The sequence below is a fragment of the Roseibium denhamense genome (assembly GCF_009711415.1).
Lineage (GTDB): Bacteria > Pseudomonadota > Alphaproteobacteria > Rhizobiales > Stappiaceae > Roseibium > Roseibium denhamense.
On the sequence record NZ_SMLZ01000106.1, the window covers coordinates 52,123 to 77,286 of the forward strand.

Annotated in this window: 22 protein-coding genes; 10 read left to right on the plus strand and 12 right to left on the minus strand. The window is 55.9% G+C overall.

Features of this window, described 5'->3' with window-relative positions; all coding sequences use genetic code 11:
• The first annotated feature begins 240 nt into the window (after positions 1-240).
• The gene (locus E1180_RS10035; RefSeq protein ID WP_155191044.1) at positions 241-1,578 is read left to right on the plus strand and encodes a S8 family serine peptidase; all 1,338 of its coding nucleotides are present in this window, start codon (positions 241-243) and stop codon (positions 1,576-1,578) included.
• A 3-nt stretch (positions 1,579-1,581) separates the two neighbouring features.
• Here the strand turns inward: E1180_RS10035 and E1180_RS10040 are convergent, their stop codons facing one another.
• The 5 genes from E1180_RS10040 to E1180_RS10060 form a co-directional block, all read right to left on the minus strand.
• Positions 1,582-3,810 (minus strand): trypsin-like peptidase domain-containing protein, encoded by a 2,229-nt coding sequence (locus tag E1180_RS10040; protein WP_155191045.1) that lies wholly within the window; start codon positions 3,808-3,810, stop codon positions 1,582-1,584.
• The gene (locus E1180_RS10045; RefSeq protein ID WP_155191046.1) at positions 3,785-4,198 is read right to left on the minus strand and encodes a DUF1499 domain-containing protein; all 414 of its coding nucleotides are present in this window, start codon (positions 4,196-4,198) and stop codon (positions 3,785-3,787) included. The genes E1180_RS10040 and E1180_RS10045 overlap by 26 nt, the downstream gene beginning before the upstream one ends.
• Positions 4,199-4,325: 127 nt before the next feature.
• A complete protein-coding gene (locus E1180_RS10050) occupies positions 4,326-4,685 on the minus strand; it encodes a DUF2237 family protein (protein ID WP_155191047.1) in 360 nt (119 codons plus the stop codon).
• Between the two features lie 161 nt (positions 4,686-4,846).
• Positions 4,847-5,860, minus strand: coding sequence for an AbrB family transcriptional regulator (locus E1180_RS10055; protein WP_155191048.1), 1,014 nt, complete (start codon positions 5,858-5,860; stop codon positions 4,847-4,849).
• A gap of 2 nt (positions 5,861-5,862) precedes the next feature.
• Complete coding sequence (locus E1180_RS10060; RefSeq protein ID WP_208997054.1) at positions 5,863-6,363, minus strand: tripartite tricarboxylate transporter permease; 501 nt, start codon at positions 6,361-6,363, stop codon at positions 5,863-5,865.
• 1,464 nt (positions 6,364-7,827) lie between these two features.
• On the opposite strand from E1180_RS10060, the gene E1180_RS10065 reads away from it, so the two are divergent.
• Together E1180_RS10065 and E1180_RS10070 are read left to right on the plus strand one after the other, a co-directional pair.
• The gene (locus E1180_RS10065) at positions 7,828-8,322 is read left to right on the plus strand and encodes a pseudoazurin (RefSeq protein ID WP_155191049.1); all 495 of its coding nucleotides are present in this window, start codon (positions 7,828-7,830) and stop codon (positions 8,320-8,322) included.
• A 45-nt stretch (positions 8,323-8,367) separates the two neighbouring features.
• Positions 8,368-9,024, plus strand: coding sequence for a hypothetical protein (locus E1180_RS10070; RefSeq protein WP_155191050.1), 657 nt, complete (start codon positions 8,368-8,370; stop codon positions 9,022-9,024).
• Between the two features lie 152 nt (positions 9,025-9,176).
• On the opposite strand, the gene fumC is transcribed toward E1180_RS10070, so the two are convergent.
• Entirely contained in the window at positions 9,177-10,574 is a 1,398-nt protein-coding gene (fumC, locus tag E1180_RS10075) for a class II fumarate hydratase (protein WP_155191051.1), read from the minus strand.
• A 393-nt stretch (positions 10,575-10,967) separates the two neighbouring features.
• Here fumC and E1180_RS10080 point away from each other — a divergent pair, with 393 nt between their 5' ends.
• The 7 genes from E1180_RS10080 (at position 10,968) to E1180_RS10110 (ending at position 18,534) form a co-directional block, all read left to right on the plus strand.
• Positions 10,968-11,999, plus strand: a complete 1,032-nt coding sequence (locus E1180_RS10080; RefSeq protein WP_155191052.1) for a LacI family DNA-binding transcriptional regulator — start codon at positions 10,968-10,970, stop codon at positions 11,997-11,999.
• 89 nt (positions 12,000-12,088) lie between these two features.
• Positions 12,089-13,393, plus strand: a complete 1,305-nt coding sequence (locus tag E1180_RS10085) for an ABC transporter substrate-binding protein (protein WP_155191053.1) — start codon at positions 12,089-12,091, stop codon at positions 13,391-13,393.
• Positions 13,394-13,513: 120 nt separating this feature from the next.
• On the plus strand, positions 13,514-14,392 hold the full coding sequence (locus E1180_RS10090) for a carbohydrate ABC transporter permease (RefSeq protein ID WP_155191054.1): 879 nt from the start codon (positions 13,514-13,516) through the stop codon (positions 14,390-14,392).
• Between the two features lie 11 nt (positions 14,393-14,403).
• Complete coding sequence (locus E1180_RS10095) at positions 14,404-15,234, plus strand: carbohydrate ABC transporter permease (RefSeq protein WP_155191055.1); 831 nt, start codon at positions 14,404-14,406, stop codon at positions 15,232-15,234.
• Between the two features lie 11 nt (positions 15,235-15,245).
• A complete protein-coding gene (locus E1180_RS10100) occupies positions 15,246-16,250 on the plus strand; it encodes an ABC transporter ATP-binding protein (protein WP_155191056.1) in 1,005 nt (334 codons plus the stop codon).
• Positions 16,247-17,020, plus strand: a complete 774-nt coding sequence (locus E1180_RS10105; RefSeq protein ID WP_155191057.1) for an L-iditol 2-dehydrogenase — start codon at positions 16,247-16,249, stop codon at positions 17,018-17,020. Before E1180_RS10100 ends, E1180_RS10105 begins: the two co-directional genes overlap by 4 nt.
• The gene (locus E1180_RS10110) at positions 17,008-18,534 is read left to right on the plus strand and encodes a mannitol dehydrogenase family protein (RefSeq protein WP_155191058.1); all 1,527 of its coding nucleotides are present in this window, start codon (positions 17,008-17,010) and stop codon (positions 18,532-18,534) included. Before E1180_RS10105 ends, E1180_RS10110 begins: the two co-directional genes overlap by 13 nt.
• A gap of 274 nt (positions 18,535-18,808) precedes the next feature.
• Here the strand turns inward: E1180_RS10110 and E1180_RS10115 are convergent, their stop codons facing one another.
• From E1180_RS10115 to E1180_RS10140, 6 genes are all read right to left on the minus strand, one after another.
• Entirely contained in the window at positions 18,809-19,867 is a 1,059-nt protein-coding gene (locus tag E1180_RS10115; RefSeq protein ID WP_155191059.1) for a bifunctional transcriptional activator/DNA repair enzyme AdaA, read from the minus strand.
• Positions 19,868-19,964: 97 nt separating this feature from the next.
• On the minus strand, positions 19,965-20,720 hold the full coding sequence (locus tag E1180_RS10120) for a substrate-binding periplasmic protein (protein WP_155191060.1): 756 nt from the start codon (positions 20,718-20,720) through the stop codon (positions 19,965-19,967).
• Positions 20,721-20,793: 73 nt separating this feature from the next.
• On the minus strand, positions 20,794-21,537 hold the full coding sequence (locus E1180_RS10125; protein WP_208997055.1) for a substrate-binding periplasmic protein: 744 nt from the start codon (positions 21,535-21,537) through the stop codon (positions 20,794-20,796).
• Between the two features lie 224 nt (positions 21,538-21,761).
• Positions 21,762-22,571: a 3-methyl-2-oxobutanoate hydroxymethyltransferase gene (gene panB / locus E1180_RS10130; protein ID WP_155191061.1), complete on the minus strand. Its 810-nt coding sequence runs from the start codon at positions 22,569-22,571 to the stop codon at positions 21,762-21,764.
• A gap of 30 nt (positions 22,572-22,601) precedes the next feature.
• Positions 22,602-23,453 carry a pantoate--beta-alanine ligase gene (gene panC, locus E1180_RS10135; protein WP_155191062.1) on the minus strand — a complete coding sequence of 284 codons (852 nt, stop codon included), beginning with the start codon at positions 23,451-23,453 and terminating at the stop codon, positions 22,602-22,604.
• Between the two features lie 92 nt (positions 23,454-23,545).
• Positions 23,546-25,162, minus strand: a complete 1,617-nt coding sequence (locus E1180_RS10140; RefSeq protein ID WP_155191063.1) for a thiamine pyrophosphate-binding protein — start codon at positions 25,160-25,162, stop codon at positions 23,546-23,548.
• Positions 25,163-25,164: the final 2 nt, after the last annotated feature.

Sequence of the window (25,164 nt, forward strand, 5' to 3'; positions counted from 1 at the left end):
GAAGTCCCTAACTCTGCTGGCCGGGATCAAGGCATGTTCGGACTATCAATACCTGAGATCGCACATCTGCTTTTGGCGGCGCTTTTTGTAGCGTTTGCCTTTGCCGCATGGCGAAGCGTCAGCAAGAAGTGATTGCGCAGACCGCGCCAGGAACCGGACCGTACGAGCTTGCCTGACAGATCAAGGTTTCTTTTCTGCTTATGGCCGCTTTCATTTGATAGGGTTTTGGATCAGCGAGGATTGAGTTTGCGAACCCATGTGACGACCTTGACCGCCAAGAGCATTCTGCATCGCAGTACCAAGGTTCTGGTCGCTGCGCTCGCAAGTGTTTTGTCCGTTCTAGTGTTGAACGCCGCTTCTGCCCAATCTGCATCCGAGAAAAAAGACAGTTTGGCGGCCGCCATTGCTGCCGTATGCGCGCGCAGAACCATCAACGGACTTTCAATCCAGAACGCAGTACCGGGAAGCTGGCTATTGGAAGATACCGTTTCGACGTCGGACGGGGCACCGCTCCGCCAGGACATTCGTTTGGCACTGCCTGAGGGCAGCGAGCTGACGCTCGAAATCCGTTTTGCGGGCGGTGCTCCGCGCCAAGTCAGAGCCTCTTATTTTACCCTAACCGATCAGCAGCTGGTTCCGGATCTGCTCGCAATTGCAGACGGCGGCTGCACAATACGTTCCGCGCGCTCAATCCGGCGAGGTCAGACCCCATGGGTGTATCTGGATCAGCTTGACGGCGACATGGAAACACTCCGCTGGACAGAAATCCTGCAAGCGCCCTGGCCGCCCGGCGTCGTCACTCAGGGCGTACCGGTCGCACTGGTGGACTCCGGTCTTGCGTATGACCTGCCTCTGTTCCGCGACCGTCTGGCCCGTGATGCCGAAGGCGAACCGATTGGTTATGATTTCTGGGACATGGACCCCTGGCCCTATGACGGCGACACATCCAGAGGGGCGTTTCTACCAGTCCGGCATGGGACCGCGGTCGCGTCCATCTTGGCCCGGGAAGCACCCAATGCGGTTCTTGCCCCCATGCGTTACCCGCGCCCGGACATGAACCGGATGGCCGACATTGTCGCCCAGTCTATCGAGCATGGTGTCAAAATCCTTGCCATGCCGCTGGGAAGCAACGCTCCGGACGATTGGACAGCCTTTGCCGATGCAATAAAGGATCAAGATATTCTGGCCATCGTTTCTGCAGGCAACAATGGCCGGGATATCGACCGGGAGCCGGTGTATCCAGCCAGTCTCACACTTGAGAACATCCTGACCGTGACCTCGGCCGATGGCTTCGGCCGTTTGGCACCCGGATCAAACTGGGGCCAAGAGTCCGTCGACCTGATGGTGCCAGCAGAGAACATCGCTGTCACCGATTTCCGCGGGGCCGCCGGTGTCACCTCGGGGTCAAGCTATGCGGTGCCCCGTGTTGCAGCGCTCGCGGCCCGGATCCTCGAAAATCAGCCTCACCTGTCCGCACGCGAGCTGAAAACACAAATCCTTGCTCGTGCTGCGCCCTCGCCGTTCGAAAAGGAACGCCTTGTCGCGGCAGGCTGGATCCCCGATCCTGACAAGGATTGACCGTCAACGCCTTGGAGGGGCAGGGGGAGCTGCATCAATAAACCTGCGTGCTGCCTGAGCTTGTCTGGGGTCAGCCTTGAGAAGAGCTGCATAGCCCTCCTCAGCGAGCGCGGCGTCGCCGCCCCACACACCCGATTGGATCGAAAACCGGAGTGCTTGCGGGTCCCCCTGCGCAAGCTCCATCAGCTGCCGGGCATGGCTGGTCATTTCGGGAAACCGTCCACCCAGCTGAAGGGAAACCAGAAGGGACATTCGGGCGTTTATGGAGTTCGGCACCTGCTGAACAGCCACTCCATGAAGGCTGATCGCCTCTTCGAAGTGTCCGGCTTTGGCCAGCATACGCCCCGCTTTGAGCAATTGTCCGTGATTTTCCGCCGAACGGCAGACCTCGCTGAGACCAGCCGCCTCGGTATCAGAAATTCCGGCCGTTTCGGAAGATTCGAGGGTTTCAGCGCAGGCTTCAAATCCAGCGCCAAGACGTTCCGTGATAGCTACAGCATCCGCGTGGGAACGCAGGTCGAGAAGCGCCTTTATGTCTTTGATCGGGATGGCTTCGAACCGGCCATCCCCTCCGCCAACTGCAATTCCGGTCAATTGGCCGGCCCCGTCAATAAGCCCGCCCCCGCTGACACCCGGCTGCATATGCGCACCGACATGCAGCCGTCCAAACTCGGCTGTCTCCGCTGGCAGGGCAATGAGCGGTCCTGGGTCAAACACCCGGATTTCCTTGCGCGCTACATCGGCACCAACAGTGTAGAAAACGCTTTGATCCCCGGACACGATTTCCATATCCGCGATCCGGCCACCGTCCGGCAGACCGTCCACCTGCAAGAGAATGAGGTCACCACGATAAGCGGAAGGAATGACCCTGGCCTCCCTCGGGCCGCCGGGTGCGTGCACGGTCGCAGTTCCGGTGTTTCCAACCACATGGCGATTGGTTACTAGCAGATCTCCGCCAATCCGCGTTGCACTTCCAACCGGATCAAAACTGGAAATCGGGAAAACCGCCTGGCGCATGTCACATACCACAGCTGGGTGCGGGCAATCCGGATCGGCCAGACCGTCTGTCACGGCTGTTTCATTGGCCGCCGTCAATGCGAAGGAGAGGTTTACCGATTGACTGGTGCCATTTCGGCGAATGCTGACATCTGTTTTCTCAGTATCGCCAGGCAGAAGCGCGATTGCGGTGTTCGCCGACCTGGGATCTTTTACGCGCCGCCCACCAATGGCGACAATCCGGTCCCCGGCCTGAATGCCCGCCCGTTCAGCAGGACCGCCGCTGTCAACCGTTTTAACAACAGGCGCGGCGATCTCAGCCAACTGGCTTCGGTCTGCCCTTTCAAGCTGCCATCCGGGCTGCAGGTAACGTACCTCGCCCTCACCGATCAACGCATCGGCCACCCGGACCAAAAGATCGGTCGAGACGGCGAAATTGATCCCGATATTGGTGTCGCCACTTGAGGCGAAGATAGCGGAAATCATTCCCACCAACCGGCCCTCACCGTCAACCAGCGCACCGCCAGACGACCCGGGATTGGCAGCTGCATCCGTTTGGATGAAATCCTCGATGTCGTTGAAACCTGCGTCCGTAACACTGGTGGCCGACACGATCCCACACGTCACTGAAAGATCGAGGCCAAAAGCGTTTCCAATCGCACAAACCCGTTGGGCGAGTTCGACATCCGGCGCGATGGCAATCGGTGCCACGTCTGCATCGACCGAAAGCAGGGCGATGTCTGTTGCGGCATCCCCGGCCAGCAAACGTGCTGGTAGAACGCGGCCATCGGACAACCGCACATCAATGCGGTTTGCCGGTTCAATGACATGCCACGCGGTCACAATTACCCCATTGCGAAGAAAAATTCCGCTTCCTTCCGGAGCCTGCCCCGGCGTACCTCCGGAACCTCCTTGCTGGTGGCCGGGCCACATGGGAAGCACCGACACAACATGTTCAAGGGCCTTTGCGGGTGATGCATTTGCGGCGGACGCTATTGAGAAAACCGCCACGACGCACACGAAGACACTCCAGCTCAAGCGGCCTGCCATATCCCCCTCCAGAACCTCAGGGCACGAAACCCGTTTTTTCAACGAAGCGCTCGAAATTGCGTTCCCAAGACTAGTTGCCTTCAAAACAACAGCAAATGATGCAGGCAAACCAACAATCGCGAAACGCATCGCCTGGCCACGGTCGAGCCCACAGGCAAAGTCACCGGCCTTGCAACCAACCTTCAACGCGCCTCCGGTTTACGCCGAGGTCAGATCCACCGAATACGAGATGCGAATAGATGTGCACCAAATCATTTTCGACCCAGACCTGTGACACGTCCGGAAACCCCCATATGCGTGACCGGTGAACAAAGACCATTGGAAGTTTGTCTGAAGACCCCGCCACCCGGCGGGTGCGGGGTGTCGCAGCAATCAGCTGTTCAAGTTCGTCTAGGCGAAGCGTATCTGCCGGACGGGCGGCATAGAAGCCACCGGGCAGCGCTTCGTCACCTGGTTCAGACTGCGCATTTTTTTCGGGAACGCTGGCACTGCCAACCGGCACAAGACGAAAGAAAGCTGCGGCTCCAACAACGCATAAAAGCAAGGCGATCGCGCCGAGCATAACCCATTTCATGACGTATTCCCTCTGCGGCCAAGTCAGCCGAATTTCTATTCCAACAGGGGTCCGCGCCCTTCAGTTCCAAACCATTTCGCGTCAAAAGGCTACTAGTCAAGGCAGGTGCGGGCATCGCCGCTCCCCGTTAATCGATCCTGTAAGACAAGAGATCGTCCTTCGAGACAATAGACAGGGCACGCTCGTGGGTGGACCGCGCCTTGATTTTCGGCGCAACGCCAGCCTCAAAAGCCTCCTTCCAGCGCAAGGCGCATAAACACCAGCCATCGCCATCCTTGAGCCCGGGAAATGCGTAGGCCGGAATGGGCGTGCTGAGGTCATTGCCACGCGACCGGGTGAAAGCCAAAAAAGCGTCTGTCACAACGGCGCAGATAACATGTGGTCCGCGGTCCTGATCATGCGTCCTACAAAAGCCGTCCCGCAGGAAACCCGTCATGGGATCAGTGCAGCACGCCTCCAGCGGACCACCAAGGATGTTCTTCGCCATTGAGCAACTGACCTCAAACTGGAAACGGATTAATCGGATTATTCTTCAAACTAGAGCTGGGGCGGTTTCAAGACCAGAGCAGTCTTCTTCATCTTGAGGCTGGGAATGTAGGGATCCCCTGACTGAACTGCGCAGGGCATTCAGCATGCAAAATTCATAATCTAGAACCTGAGAACGGCCGGTACGATGAGGATTAATGCGAAGATGCGGGCGAAGTGATGAACCGCGACATAAGCAGGATCGTGACCGAGCGCGAGGCCAATCGCCGCCATGGCTTCCACCCCGCCCGGCGCATAAGCGATCCAGATTTGCCCGAATGGAAGCCCTGTTACTGACTGCGCAATCACCGCAAAGGCGAGAGACACCACGATTGCCGTTCCGACTGTCGCAAGACCTGCAACAGCATATTTTCGGACCTGTTTTAGGGTAATGCGGCTCATTCTGGCGCCTAGAACGGACCCGGTTGCCGCAAACGCCACAAAAATCAACCAGCCTGGCGAAGCACCTTGAACAATGCCGATCGCATGACCGCCGGCGCTCAGCACCATTCCGGCCAGCAGACTTGCAGCGGGCAATCCGAGCCTTGTTCCGGCCATGCCCGCCACTACGGCAAGAACAACAAGGGCAGCAAGAACCGGAAGGCTAATAACATCGGCGGCCTGTCCCGCACCGATCACCGGACTGTCCAAGGTAATCGCCAAAGGGGGAACCAGGACCACAAGGGCCAACAACCGCATGACTTGCAAAAACATGACGGCGGTTGCGTCGCCCCGCCCCTCACTTGCAATCGCAATGGCATTCGACATGGTTCCGGGCGCACTGGCAAGCGTCGCGGTCTCCGCGTCCAGACCAAAGACCCGCATGAGGAAAAAGCGGCCGGTCACGACGGTCACCACCAAGGACACCACAAGAATTGTCAGGCTGATCCCCCAGGCGCCGAGCTGTTCAAATAACCGCTCGTCTATGCCCGACCCAAGCGATATGCCGATTGTGGCAAACGCAAAATCACGCAGCCTTGTCGGCAATCCGGTTTGGACCCCAGTTGTCGCGAGCACCGCGACCCCCAGTGTGCTGCCGATCAAGGCTCCAGCCGGAACGCCGAAAAGGGCGGCAATAGCCGCCCCCAACAGGCCTGCCGCAAGCGTGATTGCGGTCGTTTGCAGAGGTTTGTTCATCGCTAGCCGTTTGTCGTGACACGATCACTTTCCATGCGCCGCGCCCGGCGGGCCAGCCAGATTGGCGCAAGCACCACCACCACGGAAAGGACATAGAGCACAATGCTTTTGTAGTCCGCGACCAGAATCGACCAGTCGCCACCCGAGATCGACAGGGCGCGCCGAAGGTTGTTTTCGAACAAACTGCCCAGCACGAAGCCCAAAATAACCGGAGCCAGCGAGAAATCCAGTTTGCGGAGAAACCAGCCGAAGACGCCCAGCGCCGTGATCAGCAACAGATCAAACGGATTACCGACGATCGTATAAATCCCGATAAAGGCAAGGATCGCGATCGACGGTGTCAGGTAATGCTGCGGGATGGTCAACATGCGTGCGAACAAGCCAACCATCGGAAGGTTGATCAATAAAAGCGCGACATTGCCAATATACATCGAGGCGATCAGGTCCCAGGCGACCTCGGGCTTTTGCGAAAACAGCGTGGGACCCGGCTGGATATTGAACATCAACTTTTTTGGGGCCTCATATACGCTGTCCCCGCGCATCACAACAACGCCCAAACCAGCTCCAGTGGAGGTCGTCCAGCGGACGTCCTTTTCGGAAAGCTCGACCTACTTCTCCGTTACAATGTTCAAAAACGACCCTGTCGAGAAGGCAACAATCGCAGTGCCATCATCGGCCCGGCTCACGTTAACCAGATTGCAGGCAATCTCTCGGATTCCCCCCAACAGATGCGTCTGGATCAATCAGATGTTTTTTAACACGGAGTAATGTTCCGTTTTCTCCTATCGGATGAGGGGCAGCGCATCAGCGCGGAAGAAACGCCGCTGCTCCCACTCGTTCCAACCCAAGAGCCAGCGTCTGACATAGAGAGGATGATCCGGGACCAAAGGGGCTCGTTCCTGCCAATCCGATTGACGCTTGGGCTCCTGACATTCCTGGATGTTTTGAAAAAACAACAGTTTTGTCCACTTGGGACACTTCCCTTGGCCGCACTCCCCGGCCCGAGAGGTAAGCGGGCCCGCTTAGTTGCAGGGAACAGGCAGGTTCCGGCAACACAGATTGGCACAGTCAATCGCCTGTCCGGGGCGGGCGGAAAACAGTTTACCCGGACGCAGCCGCGCCTGCCTGGGTCTCTGAAGATGCTAGAGTGCCTAGCTCCTCTGGCAAGTGATCTATTTCCGCAAGAAACACGGAAGTTGGGCCGCAATTCTTGCAATCGCCATTGCAGGCCTTTTTGCTCTGGCTGGACGGCACAGATTTCCCGGTATCGCTGCAGGCCATGACGGATCCTCTAAGTTCGATAAAAACTTTTCCCCTCGCTATGCCTGAATGAAAGCAGCTCTAGTTTTTCAAAACAATACTGAACAATACTTACGTTTACGCGCTTACATTTTAATTGTTCTAATTAAAAACTTGGGCGCACCGCTTAGCTGTCTACACATAGGCCGGCGGTTTCTTTTCAAAATCAACCCCAGCCAGCGCCAGTGCCCACACGCCAAAATGGTGCGCGGAAACGGTCGCCGGGAGAGCCGTTGAGCCAGGATGGTAAGCCGGGTCTGCAAACGATGTCTAAAGGCAAGTGGGGCTCAAGTGTCTGGGATCGAAGCCCCATAGACGTCAACAAAGGCGCATGTTTTCCAGGGCCCATACCGCAGACACGCCCTACCGTCCGATGTTCATCTCAGAATGAACGATCTGCAAATGTAATATTCCTGTAAGGCAGACGGCATTTTTTTGTCTAAATTATAAGGTCCACTTGGCAGCATCGGTCGTAACAACAGGTAACGGTAGCACCGTTGAAATTGGATCACGAGAAACAAACACCCGCGTGCTCAGACCCGGGTGCGTCGTCTCGTTGTCGCGACACGCGGCTTGGAATAAACACTTAGGGCCGTATATTATGTGGAATACGGTAAGCTTGATTTTGAGAGTCAAGTTTACCTAAGACTTCTAACGGAGGAAAATGCATGCCTTTGATTATTGATCGCCGCACCATTCTTGCGAGCATGGCAGCAATTGCCGCAACCGGCGTTGCCGGACCTGCTTTTGCAGAAGGTGCGACCCACACCGTTCAGATGCTGAACAAGGATCCGGATGACCGCAAAAAGCGGAATGTGTTTCTGCCATTGATCCAGGTAGCGGAACCTGGGGACACAGTCGTTTTCACATCGGTCGACAAAGGCCACAATTCAGAAATCATCAAAGGGATGATCCCGGACGGCGCAGAAGCCTGGAAAGGCCGGATCAGCAAAGATCTTTCCGTGACCCTTACCCAACCTGGGGTCTATGGGTACCGCTGCACCCCGCACGCTGCGCTCGGCATGGTTGGACTGATTATCGTCAAGGGCGATGGCATGATGGATAATGTCGAAGAGGCCAAAGCGGTAAAGCATCGCGGCAAAGCAAAGGCTGTCTTCGAGGAGATCTGGGCGCAGGTCGACAGCGGAAACCTTCTAGCCTAATCCAAGGCTTTCAAGGATATCTATACAGCAACTTGGGTAAGATCCTTGTTTTATGAAAAATTGTCGCAGCGTGCGCGCCTCGGCGCGACCGCATCTGTTGCACTGGTTCTGTGCTTGGGGGCATTCGTTCTCCAGGCGCGGCCAGCTGCACCCGACGTGACAATTATTGTCTCAAGTGACCGCGGCTTTGTGGAGTTTTTCGTGCAGGGCCCGGCGGAATTACTGGTTGACGTCCTTGGCAAGGAGTTCTCCGACTTGGCGGGCTCGAACGAAACCATTGATTTCGCCAGCTTCCAGGACGGCACTTGGGAAACCGGCGACCGGCTTTTCGACAGAGTGTCCGCAACGCTCGACAGCCAGCCGGCCGAGTTCGAAGCCATGTCGTTGATGCTGCATCCCGTTGGTGAACATGTGCCTTTCAGCCACCCTGTTGACGGGCAACTGGCCATCAGCGTTTGCAATGCGCTCTCCCGCGAGCCGGTGGCGGATCTCAGTGCCCTGAACCTTTTTGCAGGTTTCATCAAGACGGACGCAGCGCCAGATGCGAATTTGACGCTTTTCTTTCCCGAAGTGGGCCGGCAGGCAGTCACCCTTCGATTGATAACCTTCAACGATGGCCGGCAAGTGGCATCGGAGATTGTGAATCTCAAAGATGGCGGCAAATTCAGCGTACCGGTCAGCACCCTGGCCAAAGACATCTAACGCTACCGCCGTGCGCCCGTTCCACGATGGTGTCATCGCACAGCAAGCGCAGAAGCGAGGGGCGGGCCTCAGCCACCTCTCGACCGTGATTTGCAGGCTGGTATGTGATCAGCTTTCAGCGCTTTAACCCTTTTGAATTTTTGCCTGCGGATTCAATCGCTTGGACCAATCATCTGTTCGGGGCGCACAAGTGCATCAAACTCTTCTGCACTCGCATAGCCGAGGTTGAGCGTCTCTTCCCGCAAGGACGTACCATTCTTGTGCGCGGTTTTCGCTATCTCGGTTGCCTTGTCATAACCGATTGCCGGTGCCAATGCGGTGACCAGCATCAGGGACCGTTCCATCAGCGCCGTGATGTTCGCATCATTGGCCTTGATGCCGGCCACACATCTATCGGCGAAGCTGACCGATGCATCGGCGAGCAACTGGATGGATTGAAGCATGGCATAAGCCATGACCGGCTTGAAGACGTTGAGCTCAAAGTGTCCTTGGCTGCCTGCGAAGGAAATCGTGGCCTGGTTGCCGTGTACCTGCGCGCAGACCATCGTGAGCGCTTCACACTGCGTCGGATTGACCTTGCCGGGCATGATCGAGGATCCGGGTTCGTTTTCCGGAAGCGACAGTTCGCCCAGGCCTGAACGCGGGCCGGACCCCAGAAAACGGATATCATTTGCGATTTTAAAGAGAGAAACGGCGACGGTGTTCAGTGCGCCATGCGCATAGACATAGGCATCATGGGCGGCAAGCGCCTCGAATTTGTTCGGGGCCGTCCGGAATGGCAAACCGGTGATCTTTGCCACCTCAGCTGCGAAATCCTCTGCAAACCCCTTTTTCGTGTTCAGACCGGTTCCAACAGCGGTACCGCCCTGTGCGAGTTCCAAAAGACCGTCCATCGCCTCGGTAACCCGGCGGATCCCCATTTCCAGCTGAGCGGCATACCCGCCAAACTCCTGTCCTAAAGTCAGCGGTGTTGCGTCCTGTGTGTGTGTCCGGCCGATTTTGACGATGTCTTGCCATTCGTCCGATTTGGTGCGGAGTGCCGATTTGAGGTGCTCTAAAGCCGGGAGCAGATGACCGTTGATTTCCCGGGCGGCAGAGATGTGCATGGCCGTCGGGAACGTGTCATTGGACGACTGGCTCATGTTGCAGTGATCGTTTGGATGGACCGGCGACTTGGACCCGACCTCTCCACCAAGGATTTCAATTGCACGATTGGCAATGACCTCGTTGGAATTCATGTTCGACTGGGTGCCGGAACCAGTCTGCCAGACGGCAAGCGGAAAGTTGTCGTCAAACTTGCCCGATGCAACTTCGTCAGCAGCCTGCTCGATCGCCCTTGCCAACTCAGGCCGCAGTTTTCCCTGGGCCAGATTAACCCGGGCAGCAGCCTGTTTGACCACGCCCAAAGCATGGACCAATGGACGGGGCATGGTCTCGTTTCCAATCGGGAAGTTTATCAAGGAGCGCGCGGTCTGCGCGCCATAATACTTTCCATTTGGAATCTCGAGCGCGCCGAAAGAGTCCGTTTCTGTGCGTGTGTTGTTCGACATGTGTCCTCACTGGTCCGTGTCCAACTGCATGGCTCGTTCCGAGACACTAACCGTTTGTTAGGCCGGCGCCAGATAGACAGGAGTCGCTTCCGCGGCAAATCTCACGGTGGTGGGATCTTGATGGCCCAGCTGTCTTTAGGTGTCTACCGCATCCTCGAAGTCAACGTAGACCCAACGCTTTTGGCCAGTCGATAAATACCTCCCAACACGGCACAAAAACACTGCGGTGTTGGTGGATAAATCGCCAGACCCTGGGTCAAAAAATGAGGACCCGGCACAACGACAAAAACGGGTCTTGATAAAAAATACTTTTCCGCGCGGCAAGATTCGGTAAATTTGTCCGGAATTCTATTAGTCGGCGAACCGGCAAGATCAGCACGTGTGGTTACCGGAATGACTGAGACAAAAATCAGAAACATGGAAGAGTTTGCAGCCTTGAGCGGCATCTCAAGGCCAACGCTCTCAAAGTACTTCCATGACCCGGAAAGCGTGCGCGCTTCGACGCGGGCCAGAATTGAACAAGCCCTTGAGGTCTATGATTACCGGCCAAACATCTTCGCTATGAATCAGAACCGCAAGCTGACCAAGAATGTCGGCATTGTGGTGCCTTACCTTGCAGATCCGTTTTTTGCCGAAATCGCCAGAAACATGGAACAACGATGCTTTGACGCCGGGTTCCGGCCAACCCTTTATAGCTCACATGGCCAGCAGCATCTTGAAAACGACATCCTTGACAGTCTGCGTTCGCTGAAGCCCGCGGGCGTCCTGCTCGCCCCCTTAGGCCGGGCGTCGGACAAAAATGTCATCGAAAAATTCTGTGCCGACGTTCCCACCGTTCTGTTTGACAGTAATATAGAGGACATTGGCGAAGCCTTTGTTGGATCTGATAATTTCAGTTTCGTATCGCAGACAGTCGAGTATTTGACCCGCAGCGGCGAACCACCGTGCTTTTTCGAGATGCGCACACCGGCCAACCCGAATGCGAATAAACGCCGGATTGCCTATTTGGCCATGATGGAGAAACTGGGGTTTGAACCGCACGTCCTTAAGATTGATGGTGAAGGCTGGGGATTTGAGGAAATCGGCCGGCAGGGCGCCCTGCGGATTTTGGAAACAAACGGCTTTCCCACCAACACGGTACTTTGCAGCAATGACCGGCTGGCGATCGGCCTCCTATCGGCGTGTTATGAAAAGGGTTTGCGTGTTGGCCGCAGCGAAGGCAGCGCTCTTAGGGTTGCGTCTCATGACGATCATCCGTTTGCGCGCTTTACCTGCCCGTCCTTGACCACCGCGGCACATGATTACAATTCCGTATCAAACTGCGCCTTCAGCACATTGAGCAAGCTGATGGAAGCAGGCGGGCGATTCAGCTCACGCGTGGAGACATTATTCGCTGCACGCCTTGTCCTAAGGGCTTCTGCGTAAATCTATTTTTACGCGCGAAAAATTTTTATTGACGCCAGATAATTTACAGACCTATCCTTAGGACAACATCTAATCAGGGAGGATACCGGATGTCTATTAAGAACGCACTTTGTGCGGCGACTGCGCTTACCTTGCTTTCAGCGGCAAGCGTTCATGCCGAAACCATCACAATCGCTACCGTGAACAACGGCGACATGATCCGTATGCAGGGTTACACTGATGACTTCACGGCCAAGACTGGCCATACCGTCGAGTGGGTCACGTTGGAAGAGAACGTGCTGCGTCAGCGCGTGACAACTGACATTTCAACGAAAGGCGGCGCTTTCGACATCATGACCATTGGCATGTACGAAACGCCAATCTGGGGCGCCAACGGCTGGCTCGTTCCGCTTAACGATCTCTCCGAAGAATATGATGCCGCAGACATCCTGCCCGCCATGGCTGGTGGTCTAAGCCACGACGGGACGCTTTATGCCGCTCCGTTCTACGGCGAAAGCTCGATGGTTATGTACCGTACAGACCTGATGGCCAAAGCCGGTCTGGAAATGCCGGACGCGCCAACTTGGGAGTTCATCAGAGAAGCGGCTGCGGCGATGACCGACCGTGACAACGAAATCAACGGCATCTGCCTTCGCGGCAAGGCTGGTTGGGGTGAAGGCGGCGCATTCATCACAGCGATGTCGAACTCGTTTGGTGCACGTTGGTTTGACATGGACTGGAACGCTCAGTTCGATACCGAAGAGTGGGCTAACACGCTGAACTTTTACAAAGACATGATGGATGCCTCCGGTCCTCCAGGCTATGCGACCAACGGCTTTAATGAAAACCTGTCGCTCTTCCAGCAGGGCAAATGCGGCATGTGGATTGATGCCACGGTGGCAGCATCCTTTGTAACAAATCCGAACGACTCGACCGTGGCTGACTCTGTAGGCTTTGCTTTGGCCCCTGATACAGGGCTTGGCAAACGTTCGAACTGGCTGTGGGCCTGGGCGCTGGCAATTCCTGCCGGCACTCAAAAGGAAGCAGCTGCAAAAGAGTTCATCGAATGGGCTACGTCCAAATCCTACATTGAACTCGTAGCTGCCAAAGAAGGTTGGGCCAACGTTCCTCCAGGTGCGCGGACGTCTCTGTACGAGACCCCAGAGTATCAGGCCGTACCGTTCGCCAAGATGACCTTGGACTCAATCCTGTCAGCTGATCCGAACAACTCGACCGTCGAACCGAGCCCATACGTTGGTATCCAGTTCGCTGCCATCCCGGAGTTTGCCGGTATCGCAACTGAAGTGAGCCAGGAGTTCTCGGCTGCCTATGCAGGTCAACAGACCGTCGAAGAGGCATTGGCCAAAGCTCAGGCCCTGACCAACGATGCAATGGAAGCCGCCGGCTACCGATAAGCTCGCGCTAACTTCCAGTTCCGGAGGGCGGGTTCGCCCGTCCTTCGGCCTCCTTCTGTCATTTCATTTTAAAGATATATTTCGAGATGGACCCGCGTCCGTCAACAGAGGAGATGTGTCATGGCCACTCAGCAATCACGTTCTGCCGCCCGGATAATGATGGCGCCAGCAGTCTTTCTGCTGTTGGGTTGGATGCTGATCCCGTTATGCATGACACTGTTCTTTTCCTTCAAGAAATACCTGCCACTACGCGGCGACTCCATGGCCAACGGATTGGAATGGGTCGGATTTGCCAACTATGTCAGGTTCGTAAGTTCAAGCTCGTTTTGGCCCAGCATTCAGACCACGCTAATCATTGTCGGGGGCGTTCTGGTCATCACCATCGTCTTGGGAATTGCACTGGCTATTCTGCTGGATCAGCCAATGTGGGGTCAGGGAGTCGTCCGAATTCTGGTCATCGCGCCTTTCTTCGTGATGCCCACCGTGTCCGCGCTTGTTTGGAAAAACATGTTCATGGATCCAGTCAACGGCATCCTGGCGCATCTCTGGAAGTTTTTTGGAGCCGAGCCTATACAATGGTTGAGCCAGGCGTCATTGCCATCGCTAGTCATGATCGTCTCCTGGCAGTGGCTGCCGTTCGCGACGCTCATTCTTTTGACAGCCATTCAGTCTTTGGACAGTGAGCAGTTAGAAGCTGCTGAAATGGACGGCGCCCCTGTTCACAAGCGTTTCTTTTTCATCGTTCTTCCACATCTGGCGCGGGCAATCACCATCGTCACCTTGATCCAGACCATCTTTTTGCTGGCGATTTTCGCGGAAATCTTCGTCACCACCGGCGGTGCCTTTGGCACCAAGACATTGTCTTACCTGATCTTTCAGCGGGTGCTGGAAAGCCAGAACGTTGGTCTCGGCTCTGCAGGTGGTGTCTACGCCATTATCCTCGCCAATATCGTTGCGATCTTCCTGATGCGCATCGTCGGCAAAAACCTTGACGCGTGAGGAGTAATCAAATGGCCCGCGCAGTTACAACAAACCGGAAAATGATCAACACAGCCGTCGCCTGGTTGATAGGTTTGCTAATTTTCTTTCCCATCCTCTGGACGATACTCACCAGCTTCAAAACCGAAGCCCAGGCAATCGCCGATCCGCCGATATTTTTGTTCTTTGATTGGACCCTAGAGAACTATTCGGTGGTGCAGGAGCGGTCGGACTACATGCGCTTCCTATGGAACTCCATATTCCTGGCTGGTGGCTCCACGATTTTGGGACTTATCATCGCAGTTCCGGCCGCTTGGTCGATGGCCTTCGTCCCTTCAAAACGCACTAAGGACATCCTGCTGTGGATGCTGTCCACAAAGATGTTGCCCGCAGTTGGCGTGCTTTACCCGATCTACCTGCTCTTCATCCAGTTGGGCCTTCTTGACAGCCGCATCGGACTGACAATCGTCCTCATGTTGATCAACCTGCCGATCATAGTCTGGATGCTCTACACTTACTTTAAGGAAATCCCGGGCGAGATCCTGGAGGCCGCCCGGATGGATGGCGCAGGACTGAAGGAAGAGCTCCTCTACATTCTCACCCCGATGGCCATACCGGGCATCGCTTCGACCATGCTGCTGAACTTCATCCTGGCTTGGAACGAAGCCTTCTGGACGCTGAACCTGACCGCCGTCAATGCAGCGCCGTTGACTGCTTTCATCGCGAGCTATTCTAGTCCTGAGGGCCTGTTCTTCGCCAAACTCAGCGCGGCTTCGACCATGGCGATTGCACCCATCCTGATCCTTGGCTGGTTTAGCCAGAAACAACTCGTTCGCGGCCTGACATTCGGCGCGGTTAAGTAGGGAACGCTCTCATGGGACAAATCACACTCAAACAGGTGACCAAGAGCTTCGGCAACGTCGAAGTCATTCCCTCGCTCGATCTCGAAATCGGGGACGGAGAATTTACGGTCTTTGTCGGCCCATCCGGATGCGGTAAGTCCACATTGCTGCGGTTGATTGCCGGTCTGGAAGACATTAGCTCCGGACAAATCCTGATCGACGGGCAGGATGCGACCAGCGTCCCGCCGGCCAAACGGGGGCTGGCGATGGTTTTCCAGTCCTATGCGCTCTATCCGCATATGTCGGTGCGCAAGAACATCGCGTTTCCCCTGCGCATGGCAAAGCTCCACAAGGCCGAACAAGACCGCAGGGTCGAACAGGCCGCCGCTGTCCTGAACCTCACCGACTATCTCGACCGACGCCCCGGACAACTCTCCGGCGGTCAGCGCCAGCGCGTGGCAATCGGCCGTGCAATTGTCCGCGAGCCATCCGCATTCCTATTTGACGAACCACTGTCAAACCTGGATGCAGCCCTGCGGGTTGGTATGCGGCTTGAAATATCAGAGCTTCACGAACGCCTTAAGACTACGATGATCTACGTGACCCATGATCAGGTTGAAGCGATGACCATGGCGGACAAAATTGTTGTCTTGCGCGCCGGGAACATCGAGCAGGTCGGATCTCCGCTTGAGCTTTACAAAAACCCGCGCAATCAGTTTGTTGCAGGGTTCATCGGTTCTCCGAAAATGAATTTCATTCAAGGGGAAGAGGCGGCCAAATACGGCGCGCATACGATCGGCATTCGCCCTGAACACATCGCCGTTTCCGAGACGGATGGCACTTGGTCCGGCATTGTCAGTGTCTCGGAGCATTTGGGGTCCGATACGTTCTTTCACATCCATGACACCGGGCTTGCCGACACGATTACTGTGCGTGCCGGAGGCGAGATCGGCTTTCGACACGGGGATAGGATCCACATGACGCCGCGCGAAGACGTCATTCACAAGTTCAACGAAAACGGTTTGAGATTTACATGAATCGGCTCAACGGAAAAACAGCGCTGATCACCGGAGCGGCACGCGGTATCGGCTTGGCTTTTGCCAAAGCTTACATCGCGGAGGGCGCCAGCGTTGCGATTGCCGATATCGACTTGGCGAAAGCCCGTGAAGCTGCCCGGGAGCTCGGTCCCAAAGCAGTTGCAATCAAAATCGATGTGAGCAGCCAGACCAGTATCGAAAACGCTGTTGAGGCAACCATCGCATCTCTTGGCCGGATAGATATCTTGATCAACAACGCTGCAGTTTTCACTGCAGCGCCGATTGTTGAAATTTCGCGCGAAGACTATCAGCGCACCTTTGATATCAACGTCGCAGGCACTTTGTTCACCTTGCAGGCCGTCGCAAAGCATATGATTGCGCGTGGCGACGGCGGCAAAATCATCAATATGGCGAGCCAAGCCGGACGGCGCGGCGAGCCTCTTGTCGGCGTTTACTGCGCGACAAAGGCCGCCATTATTAGCCTCACCCAATCGGCAGGCCTCAATCTCATTGAGCACGGTATCAACGTAAATGCCATCGCGCCGGGTGTCGTGGACGGTGAGCATTGGGATGGCGTCGACGCCTTCTTTGCCAAGTATGAAAACAAGCCGCGGGGGCAAAAGAAAAAGGAAGTGGGAGAAAGCGTGCCGTTCGGCCGGATGGGTACAGCGGACGATTTGACGGGCATGGCTGTATTCCTGGCCACAAACGACGCGGACTACATCGTCTCGCAGTGTTACAACGTGGACGGCGGCCAATGGATGAGCTGATCCCGCTGTCGAACACAAATTTGGGCCGCCTCCCATCAACGGTCCGAGCGCCTCAATATGACAGAACAAAACTAACGCCCGGGATCATCCACATTGGTCTTGGGAACTTTCATCGCGCACATCAAGCTTGGTATTTGCACCGGCTGTTCGATGCTGGCCTCAATCACGACTGGGCTATTCTTGGTGCTGGCGTGCGGTCTTACGACAAGGACCAGCGCGACAAGCTGCTTGCCCAAGACTGCTTGACAACCCTTATCGAGTTGGCTCCAGCGAGATCGTCAGCCGAGATAATCGGCTCAATGATCGACTACATTCCAATTGAGAACGGCAACACAGCACTCATTGAAAGAATGGCGGATCCGGCAATCCGGATTGTGTCGCTCACGGTGACCGAAGGCGGTTACTATATCGATCCGGTTACAAAAGCCTTTGACCAGACCCATCCGGACATTGAGCATGATGCGAAAAATCCAGATCGCCCGCTGACCGTCTTTGGCGCTCTTGTAGCCGCGTTAGCCCGGCGCAAAGCCTCCGGATCCGGACCATTCACCGGACTGAGCTGTGACAACCTACAGGGGAACGGACATATATTGCAGCAGGCCGTTGTCTCGCTCGCGTCCATGTCAAACCCGGCACTGGCGCGGTGGATCGAGGAAGAATGCAGCTTCCCCAATTCCATGGTGGACTGCATCGTTCCTGCGACTGGAATGAAAGAAATCGACCTTGCACGTTCCTTCGGGGTCGACGACGCGGCTCCCGTCACACATGAACCCTTCCGGCAGTGGGTGATTGAGGACGATTTTTGTGCCGGCAGACCGGATTGGGAGAAGTGCGGAGCGACGTTTACTGGCAACGTGCAAACCCATGAGACGATGAAGATCCGCGTTTTGAACGCAGGGCATCAGTTGCTTGCCAATGCCGGAGAAATCCTCTCTATCGAGACCATTTCCGAAGCGATGGCGCATCCACTCATTGGCGCGTTTTTCCGCAAAACGGCCATCCAGGAAATCGCGCCTCATGTTGCGCCCGTACCAGAGATGACGGCAGAGGCTTACATCGACTTAATCGCGGCGCGCTTTGCAAATCCTGCGATTATCGACACCACCAGGCGGGTGGCCTTTGATGGGTCCTCACGTCACACTGGCTTCCTGCTGCCAACGTTGCGCGAGGCATTGGCCGCAGATACGCCGGTTGACGGACTTGCCCTTGCCGAAGCCATTTGGGCGCGCATGTGTTACGGCATACGCGAAGACGGCTCTGTCATTTCCCCAAACGATCCGAACTGGGACGCCCTGAAAAACGCTGCGATTCAGGCCAAGAGCGACCCGGCCGTCTGGCTTGCGCAACACAACATCTACGGCCGCCTTGCCAATGACCTTCGCTTCAAGACCGTCTTTGAAAGACGGCTGCGCCAGATCTGGCGCGAAGGATTGGAGGCGGCACTCAAAGACTATCTGGTATCGGAAGCCACTGCGTATCGAGCGTCGCACGGGATGGACGCCCGCCTGTCCTGATTAGCGCGTGTCGCGTTAAATCGAATTCATCATGTGTCGTCTTTTGCGTTGAAATTATTGATTTCAGACAGTGAAAGACGACACCGATTAGACTGCGACGCGCTCTAAAACTCTCGATGGTCAAAAAATGTTCCCCGAGTTTTCCGTCCTTAGAGCATCGGGCGTTTAGTTCGAACGGCCTAAAGATGCTCTACCACTCTAATGTCGATCAGCTTTGGGCGATAAATCGGATCCAATTATCGCCCAAAGCTGATCTAGCACACGCATGGTGACGTCATGAAGCCGCTTTGTAGGCGACTTCCAGTTCGATTAGTTTTTGCTTGCGCCATAACCCGCCTCCGTAACCCGTCAGTCCGCCATCTGCGCCAATAACCCTATGGCAGGGAATGACCAGCGCGATCTGATTGGCACCGTTGGCACGGGCGATCGCGCGCACGGCACTCGGGCGTCCCAGTTCTTTTGCAAGATCGGAATAGGTTTTGGTCGTCCCAGCCGGGATCTTCTGCAAGCTGCGCCAGACATCCCGCGTGAACTCGGAACCGTGCAAGGCAACCGGCGTTTCGAACTGGCCGCATTGGCCAGCAAAGTAACGATCAAGTTCGCGCTGGATCTGGTCGGTAATCGTGGTGCGGCCGAACCCGATCTGCCCTTTTGCGACCTTGTTGAGGTTTTTGAACTCGGCAGGCAAGGCCTTGCGATCCATAAACTCGAGAAGATGCAGGTGGCGGTTGTCCGCGACGGCCAGCATAGGTCCGAGTTGTGTGGGAATCCAGTCGGTAAAAAGGAGTGGCGCCGATGAAAATGTACCGGGCGCTTGCCCCAGAACTTTCGAGGCCGCATCCCGAAACGCACTTGCAGATGCAAAGCCTGCCGTCAGTTGAGCATCGATCACCTTTCCGCCGTCTGCCAAAGCCGTAAAGCCCTCCTGCAAACGCCGCTGGCGCGCCATCTCCAAAAAAGTCATACCAAAATGCCGCTTGAACGCCCGCCGGACCGTTGAAGGATCGAATCCCATGCGAACAATGTCCGGCTCGCCCCACCTGTACCCGGGATGCTTTTCCAGGGCCTCGACCATGGATTTGACTACGGGATCGGAGCTTGCCTGCGGTGTTGTGGGGCGGCAGCGCTTACAAGGCCGGAACCCTGCCTCCATGCACTCGTAGACAGTTTCGTAAAAGGTGCAGTTCTCGCGCTTGGGCTTGCGTGCAGGGCACGTCAGGCGGCAGAAGATGCCTGTGGACGCCACACAAACAAACGCGCGGCCATCATAACCAGGGTCGCGCGCCAACAGAGCGTCATAAAGCGTGTCGAAATCAGGTTGGATCATCAGCATGACCTCAACCTACTGCCGATCCCGGCTGCGTGCAGCCGGAAATCGGGCGTCTATTTTGAATTTCCAGGCACTCAAACCGGAGCGGGTTTGTCAGCCGTTACTCCTGGAAATATGCGTCGATGATTGACTGATATTCACCCGAGGCGATCATTTCCTGAAGCACACCGTCCAGTTGATCGCGCAAATCCGCTAATCCATTCGCCTTGGAGAAGGCGATGTAGGAGGGAACGGAGGAGATTTCCGGCTCGATTTCCGCAACCTGATCCAGGCCGTTCTGGTTTTTCAGGTGATGCATCGCCCCATACTTATTCATGATGACCGCATCAATCCGGCCACCCAACAGCTTCTTGATGTTGTTGGAGCTCTCAGGCGCATAATCGAGCGACTTGAGTGTTCCTGCTGCAACTGCATCATCAACGGCCGTTCCGTAGCTAATACCATCCACCAGGCCGATTGATACGTTGCTCAAGCTTTCGATGGAGCCATCGAACCCGATGTCAGAACCCTTCTTTGCCCAAACAGATAGGACCTGTGGCATCAAGACGGTTTCAGAATAATCGAGGAAAGTCTCGCGTTCCGGTGTTTTGTACGCCGTGAAGATCGCATCAGCTTCACCGGTCTGGGTCATGTTGAGGGCGCGTTTCCATGGCAGTACGGAAATTTCGATGTCCTTGCCCATTTTTTGAAAGGCTTCCTGCAGGATGCGAACAACGATGCCATCTGCACCGGTTTCCGTTTCATACTCGTAAGGCGGATACTCAAGTGTCACGAGTTTGATTGCTTCGGCGCGCGCCGGAACTGAGAGGATCGCCAAAAGGCAAAATGCACTTACGAACCGCATAAGATACTTCATCGTTTATCTCCGTTCTTTAAGGGGTGCCGGATTTTGAGACCGGCAAGACCCGGAAAAGTAGGAAAAATGCTCATTAGAAATCCGTTTTTCCCGATTTTTCCGAGTAATACTGAGCGATGATCCGTTCATATTCGCCGCTATCGATCATCTTCTGAAACACCCGGTCGAACTCATCGCGAAGTCCGGCCAGCTGCCGCTTTTTCGAGAAGCCGAGATAAGATGGAACGGAAGACAAGACAGGTGTGAGCTCTTGCACCCGGTCGTACCCATTCTGCAAATGAAGGTGATACAGCGCGCCATAGCGGTTCATGATGACAACGTCGGTCCTGCCGGCGAGCAGCTTTTTAATATTCTGTGCGCTGTCGAATGCATAATCCAGCCGGTCCAGGAGGCCGGACCTGAGCGCGTCGTCCGTTTTTTGACCGTAGCTGACGCCGAGAACAAGCCCGATTGACATGTCCTTCAAGCTCTCCATCGTCCCGTCAAAAGGCACGTCTGTATCCTCAAGAGCCCAGACAGAGACCTCCTGCGGCATCACAACCACAGAGGAATAGTCGAGATAGGTGAGACGTTCTTCAGTCTTGAAGACTGTGAAAATGCCATCAACGGTGCCCTGCTTCGCCATAAGCTGTGCCCGCTTCCACGGAAGCACCTGGATATCGATCTCCTGGCCCAACTCGTCAAAAGCCCGGCGCAGCAAACGAACAACTATTCCGTCAACCGCATCGCCATCCTGATATTCGTAAGGCGGGTATTCGAGTGTCACCAGCGTGATCGGTTCGGCACGTGGCACCGACACCATGGCCAGAAAAGCCATGAGCACTGCTGCCATACGCCAAAAAAATGGTGAGATCACCGTCCCCATTCACGCAACTCTCCGGTAGGGTAAACGCAGTATTTTCCGCGCCCACACCAGTCATCTACAAAAGACGACTTAAGTCACCACTTGAACCACGAATGAGTATTTCTAAGACTTTACTAATATTCTCCTTATTCCGGATCAGCAAAATCGTTAAAGCGTAGAATTTTTTATTCGCAATTTTACCGATACACTTCTTTCTCTGTGGGGAATGACCGGGTTTTCACTTCGTCAGAGTACGCTTTGACTGCCGCCTCGATTTGCCCGCCAAGACTGCCGTAAACCTTTACAAATTTTGGCGGCACCGGGTTTAGACCCAGCATGTCCTCAAGCACCAGAATCTGCCCGTCGCACTCCGCCGAAGCACCAATACCAATTGTCGGAATTGAGATCTGTTTCGTGATCTTTGCAGCGAGCGGTTCAACCATGCCTTCCAGAACAATGGCAAACGCGCCAGCCTCGGTAACGGCCTTCGCATCGTCCTCATGCATGGCCCAGGTCGCTTCGTCACGGCCTTGGGTCTTGAACCCCCCCATAATGTTGACCGACTGAGGCGTAAGACCGATATGCGCCATGACCGGAACCCCGCGCTCTGTCAGAAACCGGATGGTTTCGGCCATGCGCCGTCCACCTTCCAGTTTGACCGCGCCGCACTGCGTTTCCTTCATAACCCGTGCAGCATTCCGGAAGGCTTCGGACGGGCTCTCCTCATATGTCCCGAATGGCATATCGACAACGACCAGCGCCCGTTGAGTTCCCCGGACGACGGCCTTGCCGTGCATGATCATCAAATCGAGCGAAACGCCAACGGTGGATTCCATCCCATGCATGACCATACCAAGGCTGTCACCAACGAGGATGAAATCCGCATATTTGTCGACAATCGCAGCGGTATGAGCATGGTAGGATGTCAAGGAGACGATCGGTTCCGCGCCCTTGCGATTGGCAATTTGAGGGGCTGTTATGCGGCGGACCGGTTTTTGCGTACTCATAATGTATCCTTTCAATGGACCTTTGGCCGATCAGGAGGCTGGGGCAACCACGCGCTGGTCGATGAGGAGAACCGTGCCGAAGCGGACCGCAAGAAGCACTACAACTGCGCGGGTGGAGTGACCGTCAAGCTCAGCAAGCGTTTCAGCATCGCGGATATCGATGCTTTTGATCTCGGCCGCGGGTGCTGTTTCCAAGACCGCTTTTATGCCTGCTTGTAGCTCGGCGACCGTGCTTCCCGCCTTGGCAAGCGTTTCCGCTTTGTCGAGAGACTGGTTCAAGACGATTGCCTGCTCGCGATGCTCTGCGGTCAAGCGGACGTTCCGGGAGGACATTGCCAGTCCGTCTGGCTCCCGCACCGTCGGATGGCCTATAATTTCCAGCGGCATATCCAGATCCCGGACCATTTGCCGGATGAGCGCCAACTGCTGAAAATCCTTTTCACCGAAAACCGCATAATCCGGCGTCACGATGTTAAAGAGCTTGGTGACGATTGTTGCCACTCCGCGGAAATGGCCGGGCCTCAAGGCCCCTTGAAGCATGCCGGAGAGTTGGGGAACATCGACGAAGGTGTCCCCGCCGGATCCATACATCTCCTCGACGCTCGGGATAAAAACAGCATCTGATCCCTGCCGCGCAAGCAGGCCCAGATCCCGCGCTTCGTCTCTTGGGTAGGTCGACAGGTCCTCGTTGGGCCCAAATTGTGTCGGGTTGACAAAGATGGTCGTCACAACGCGATCAGCGGCCGCGCGCGCCCTGGCTACGAGTGCCAGATGTCCGTCATGAAGAAAACCCATGGTTGGAACGACGCAAACACTTTCGCCTGCGCTTTTCCAGCCACGCACGGCCGCTCTGATGTCCGCCTTTGTCCGGCAGATCTTCATTCGTGTCCTCCCCGGCCCGTTCCCGCGAGCGCTGCTTATTCGCAGGTGCAACATAAGCAGGCACCGGGAGACAGTCCAGCAAGAACCGTGGGTTAGAAGGTTCCGTCGTAGGCCCGGCTCGAAATCCGGCATGCCAGGAGAGTAAATGTATCCCTTTCCAACGCCGCTTCTGCTTCGGAGACAAGGGTGTCCCTATCCTCAATCCAGACACCATGGCCGCCATAGGCCTTTGCAACCGCCGGGAAATCGGTCTCACCGAAATCAACGCCAACATTCGGCCGCTGACTCCCGCGTTGTTTCAGCTCAATCAGGGCAAGGCTGGTGTCTACCAGAACACATATGATCACCGGGATCTTGAGATCGCGCAGTGTGGAAAGCTCCCCAAGGCACATTTCAAGGCCTGCATCGCCGACAAAAGCAATGACCGGTATATCCGGGTCGACCAGGCGATGGCCCATGGCAAGCGGAACGGCACAGCCCATTGTGCAAAGGGCCGAGGACTGCAACATCTGGTCCGGTTCCGTGCACTTCCAAATCTGGCTCACCAGAATCCGGTGAGCGCCACTGTCGGCCGTAGCCACCGTGCTGTCTGGCATCACCTCCCGCAGAGCATGGAAGACTGTGCCTGGGCCCCAGCCGCTTGTCTCTGGCGCAAACGCTTTTTCCAGCGTTTCGCGGGTGGCGGCAGGTTCCCCGTCCGGCCAGCTCGGCGTTTCCATGTCGCGTGCTGAACTCAGCAGTTCCAGGCTCGCCTTGACCGAACTGCGCAAGGATATCGTGACTGAATGCATGCCATGTGTCCGCAGGACCGGCGCAATATCAATAACGATGGCATCATCTGACCAGGGGTTGCGCCAATTAATGCGCATTTCGATCGGATCGTAACCAAGAAGCAGAATACAATCGCTCTGGTTTATCAGCGGCAGCAAATGGCTGTCCGCCTTCGGCGACAAGCCTGCCCCTCCCAATGCCAGGGGATGGTTTTCATCAAGCAGCCCCTTCCCCTTGTAACTGGTTATGACCGGCACCTGAAACCACTCGCAAAAAGCAGTGATTTCATCTGAAGCGCCTTCGACCATGGCGTCGACACCGGCAAGGATGATGGGGCGTTCAGCGCGCGCAAAAAGCTTCTTAGCGCTTGTCAAATCAGGGCCAGGCGCTGGCGCCGGCATAACCGGAATTGCAAAACTCCGGCCGGACCATGCTTCGGAAGTCTCCGTTTCTGCCACCTTGATCGGAACATCGATATGAACCGGTCCCGGCTGACCGTCGAGCGCAATTGCAAGCGCCTTATCCATCATCACATCCAGGGCGCCCAGCCGGGCGGAAAAGCTCGCTTTGACGATTGGACGCAACAATTGCTGATGATCAAAAACCTGGTGCGTGTAGCTTTCGGCCTCGGCATGGTCCACACAGCCCGTCAGGAATATCAATGGGACCCGGTCCTGCCACGCATTGGCAACCACGTTGATCGCATTGGCAACGCCTGGGCCGAGGGTCGCCAGAAGAACGCCCGGCGCCCCGTTTGCGTGCCAGCCGCCCTCGGCCATGAAACCGCCCGCGTTTTCATGCTTGACCAACACGAACTCCAGGCCGGCTTCATCGAGTGCTTGCATGAGCGCCAGAACTTCCCCGCCCGGAATTCCGAAAGCGTGTCGGCAGCCAGCGGCGTGAAGCTTTCGCGCGATGATATCCGCACCGTTTGTCATTG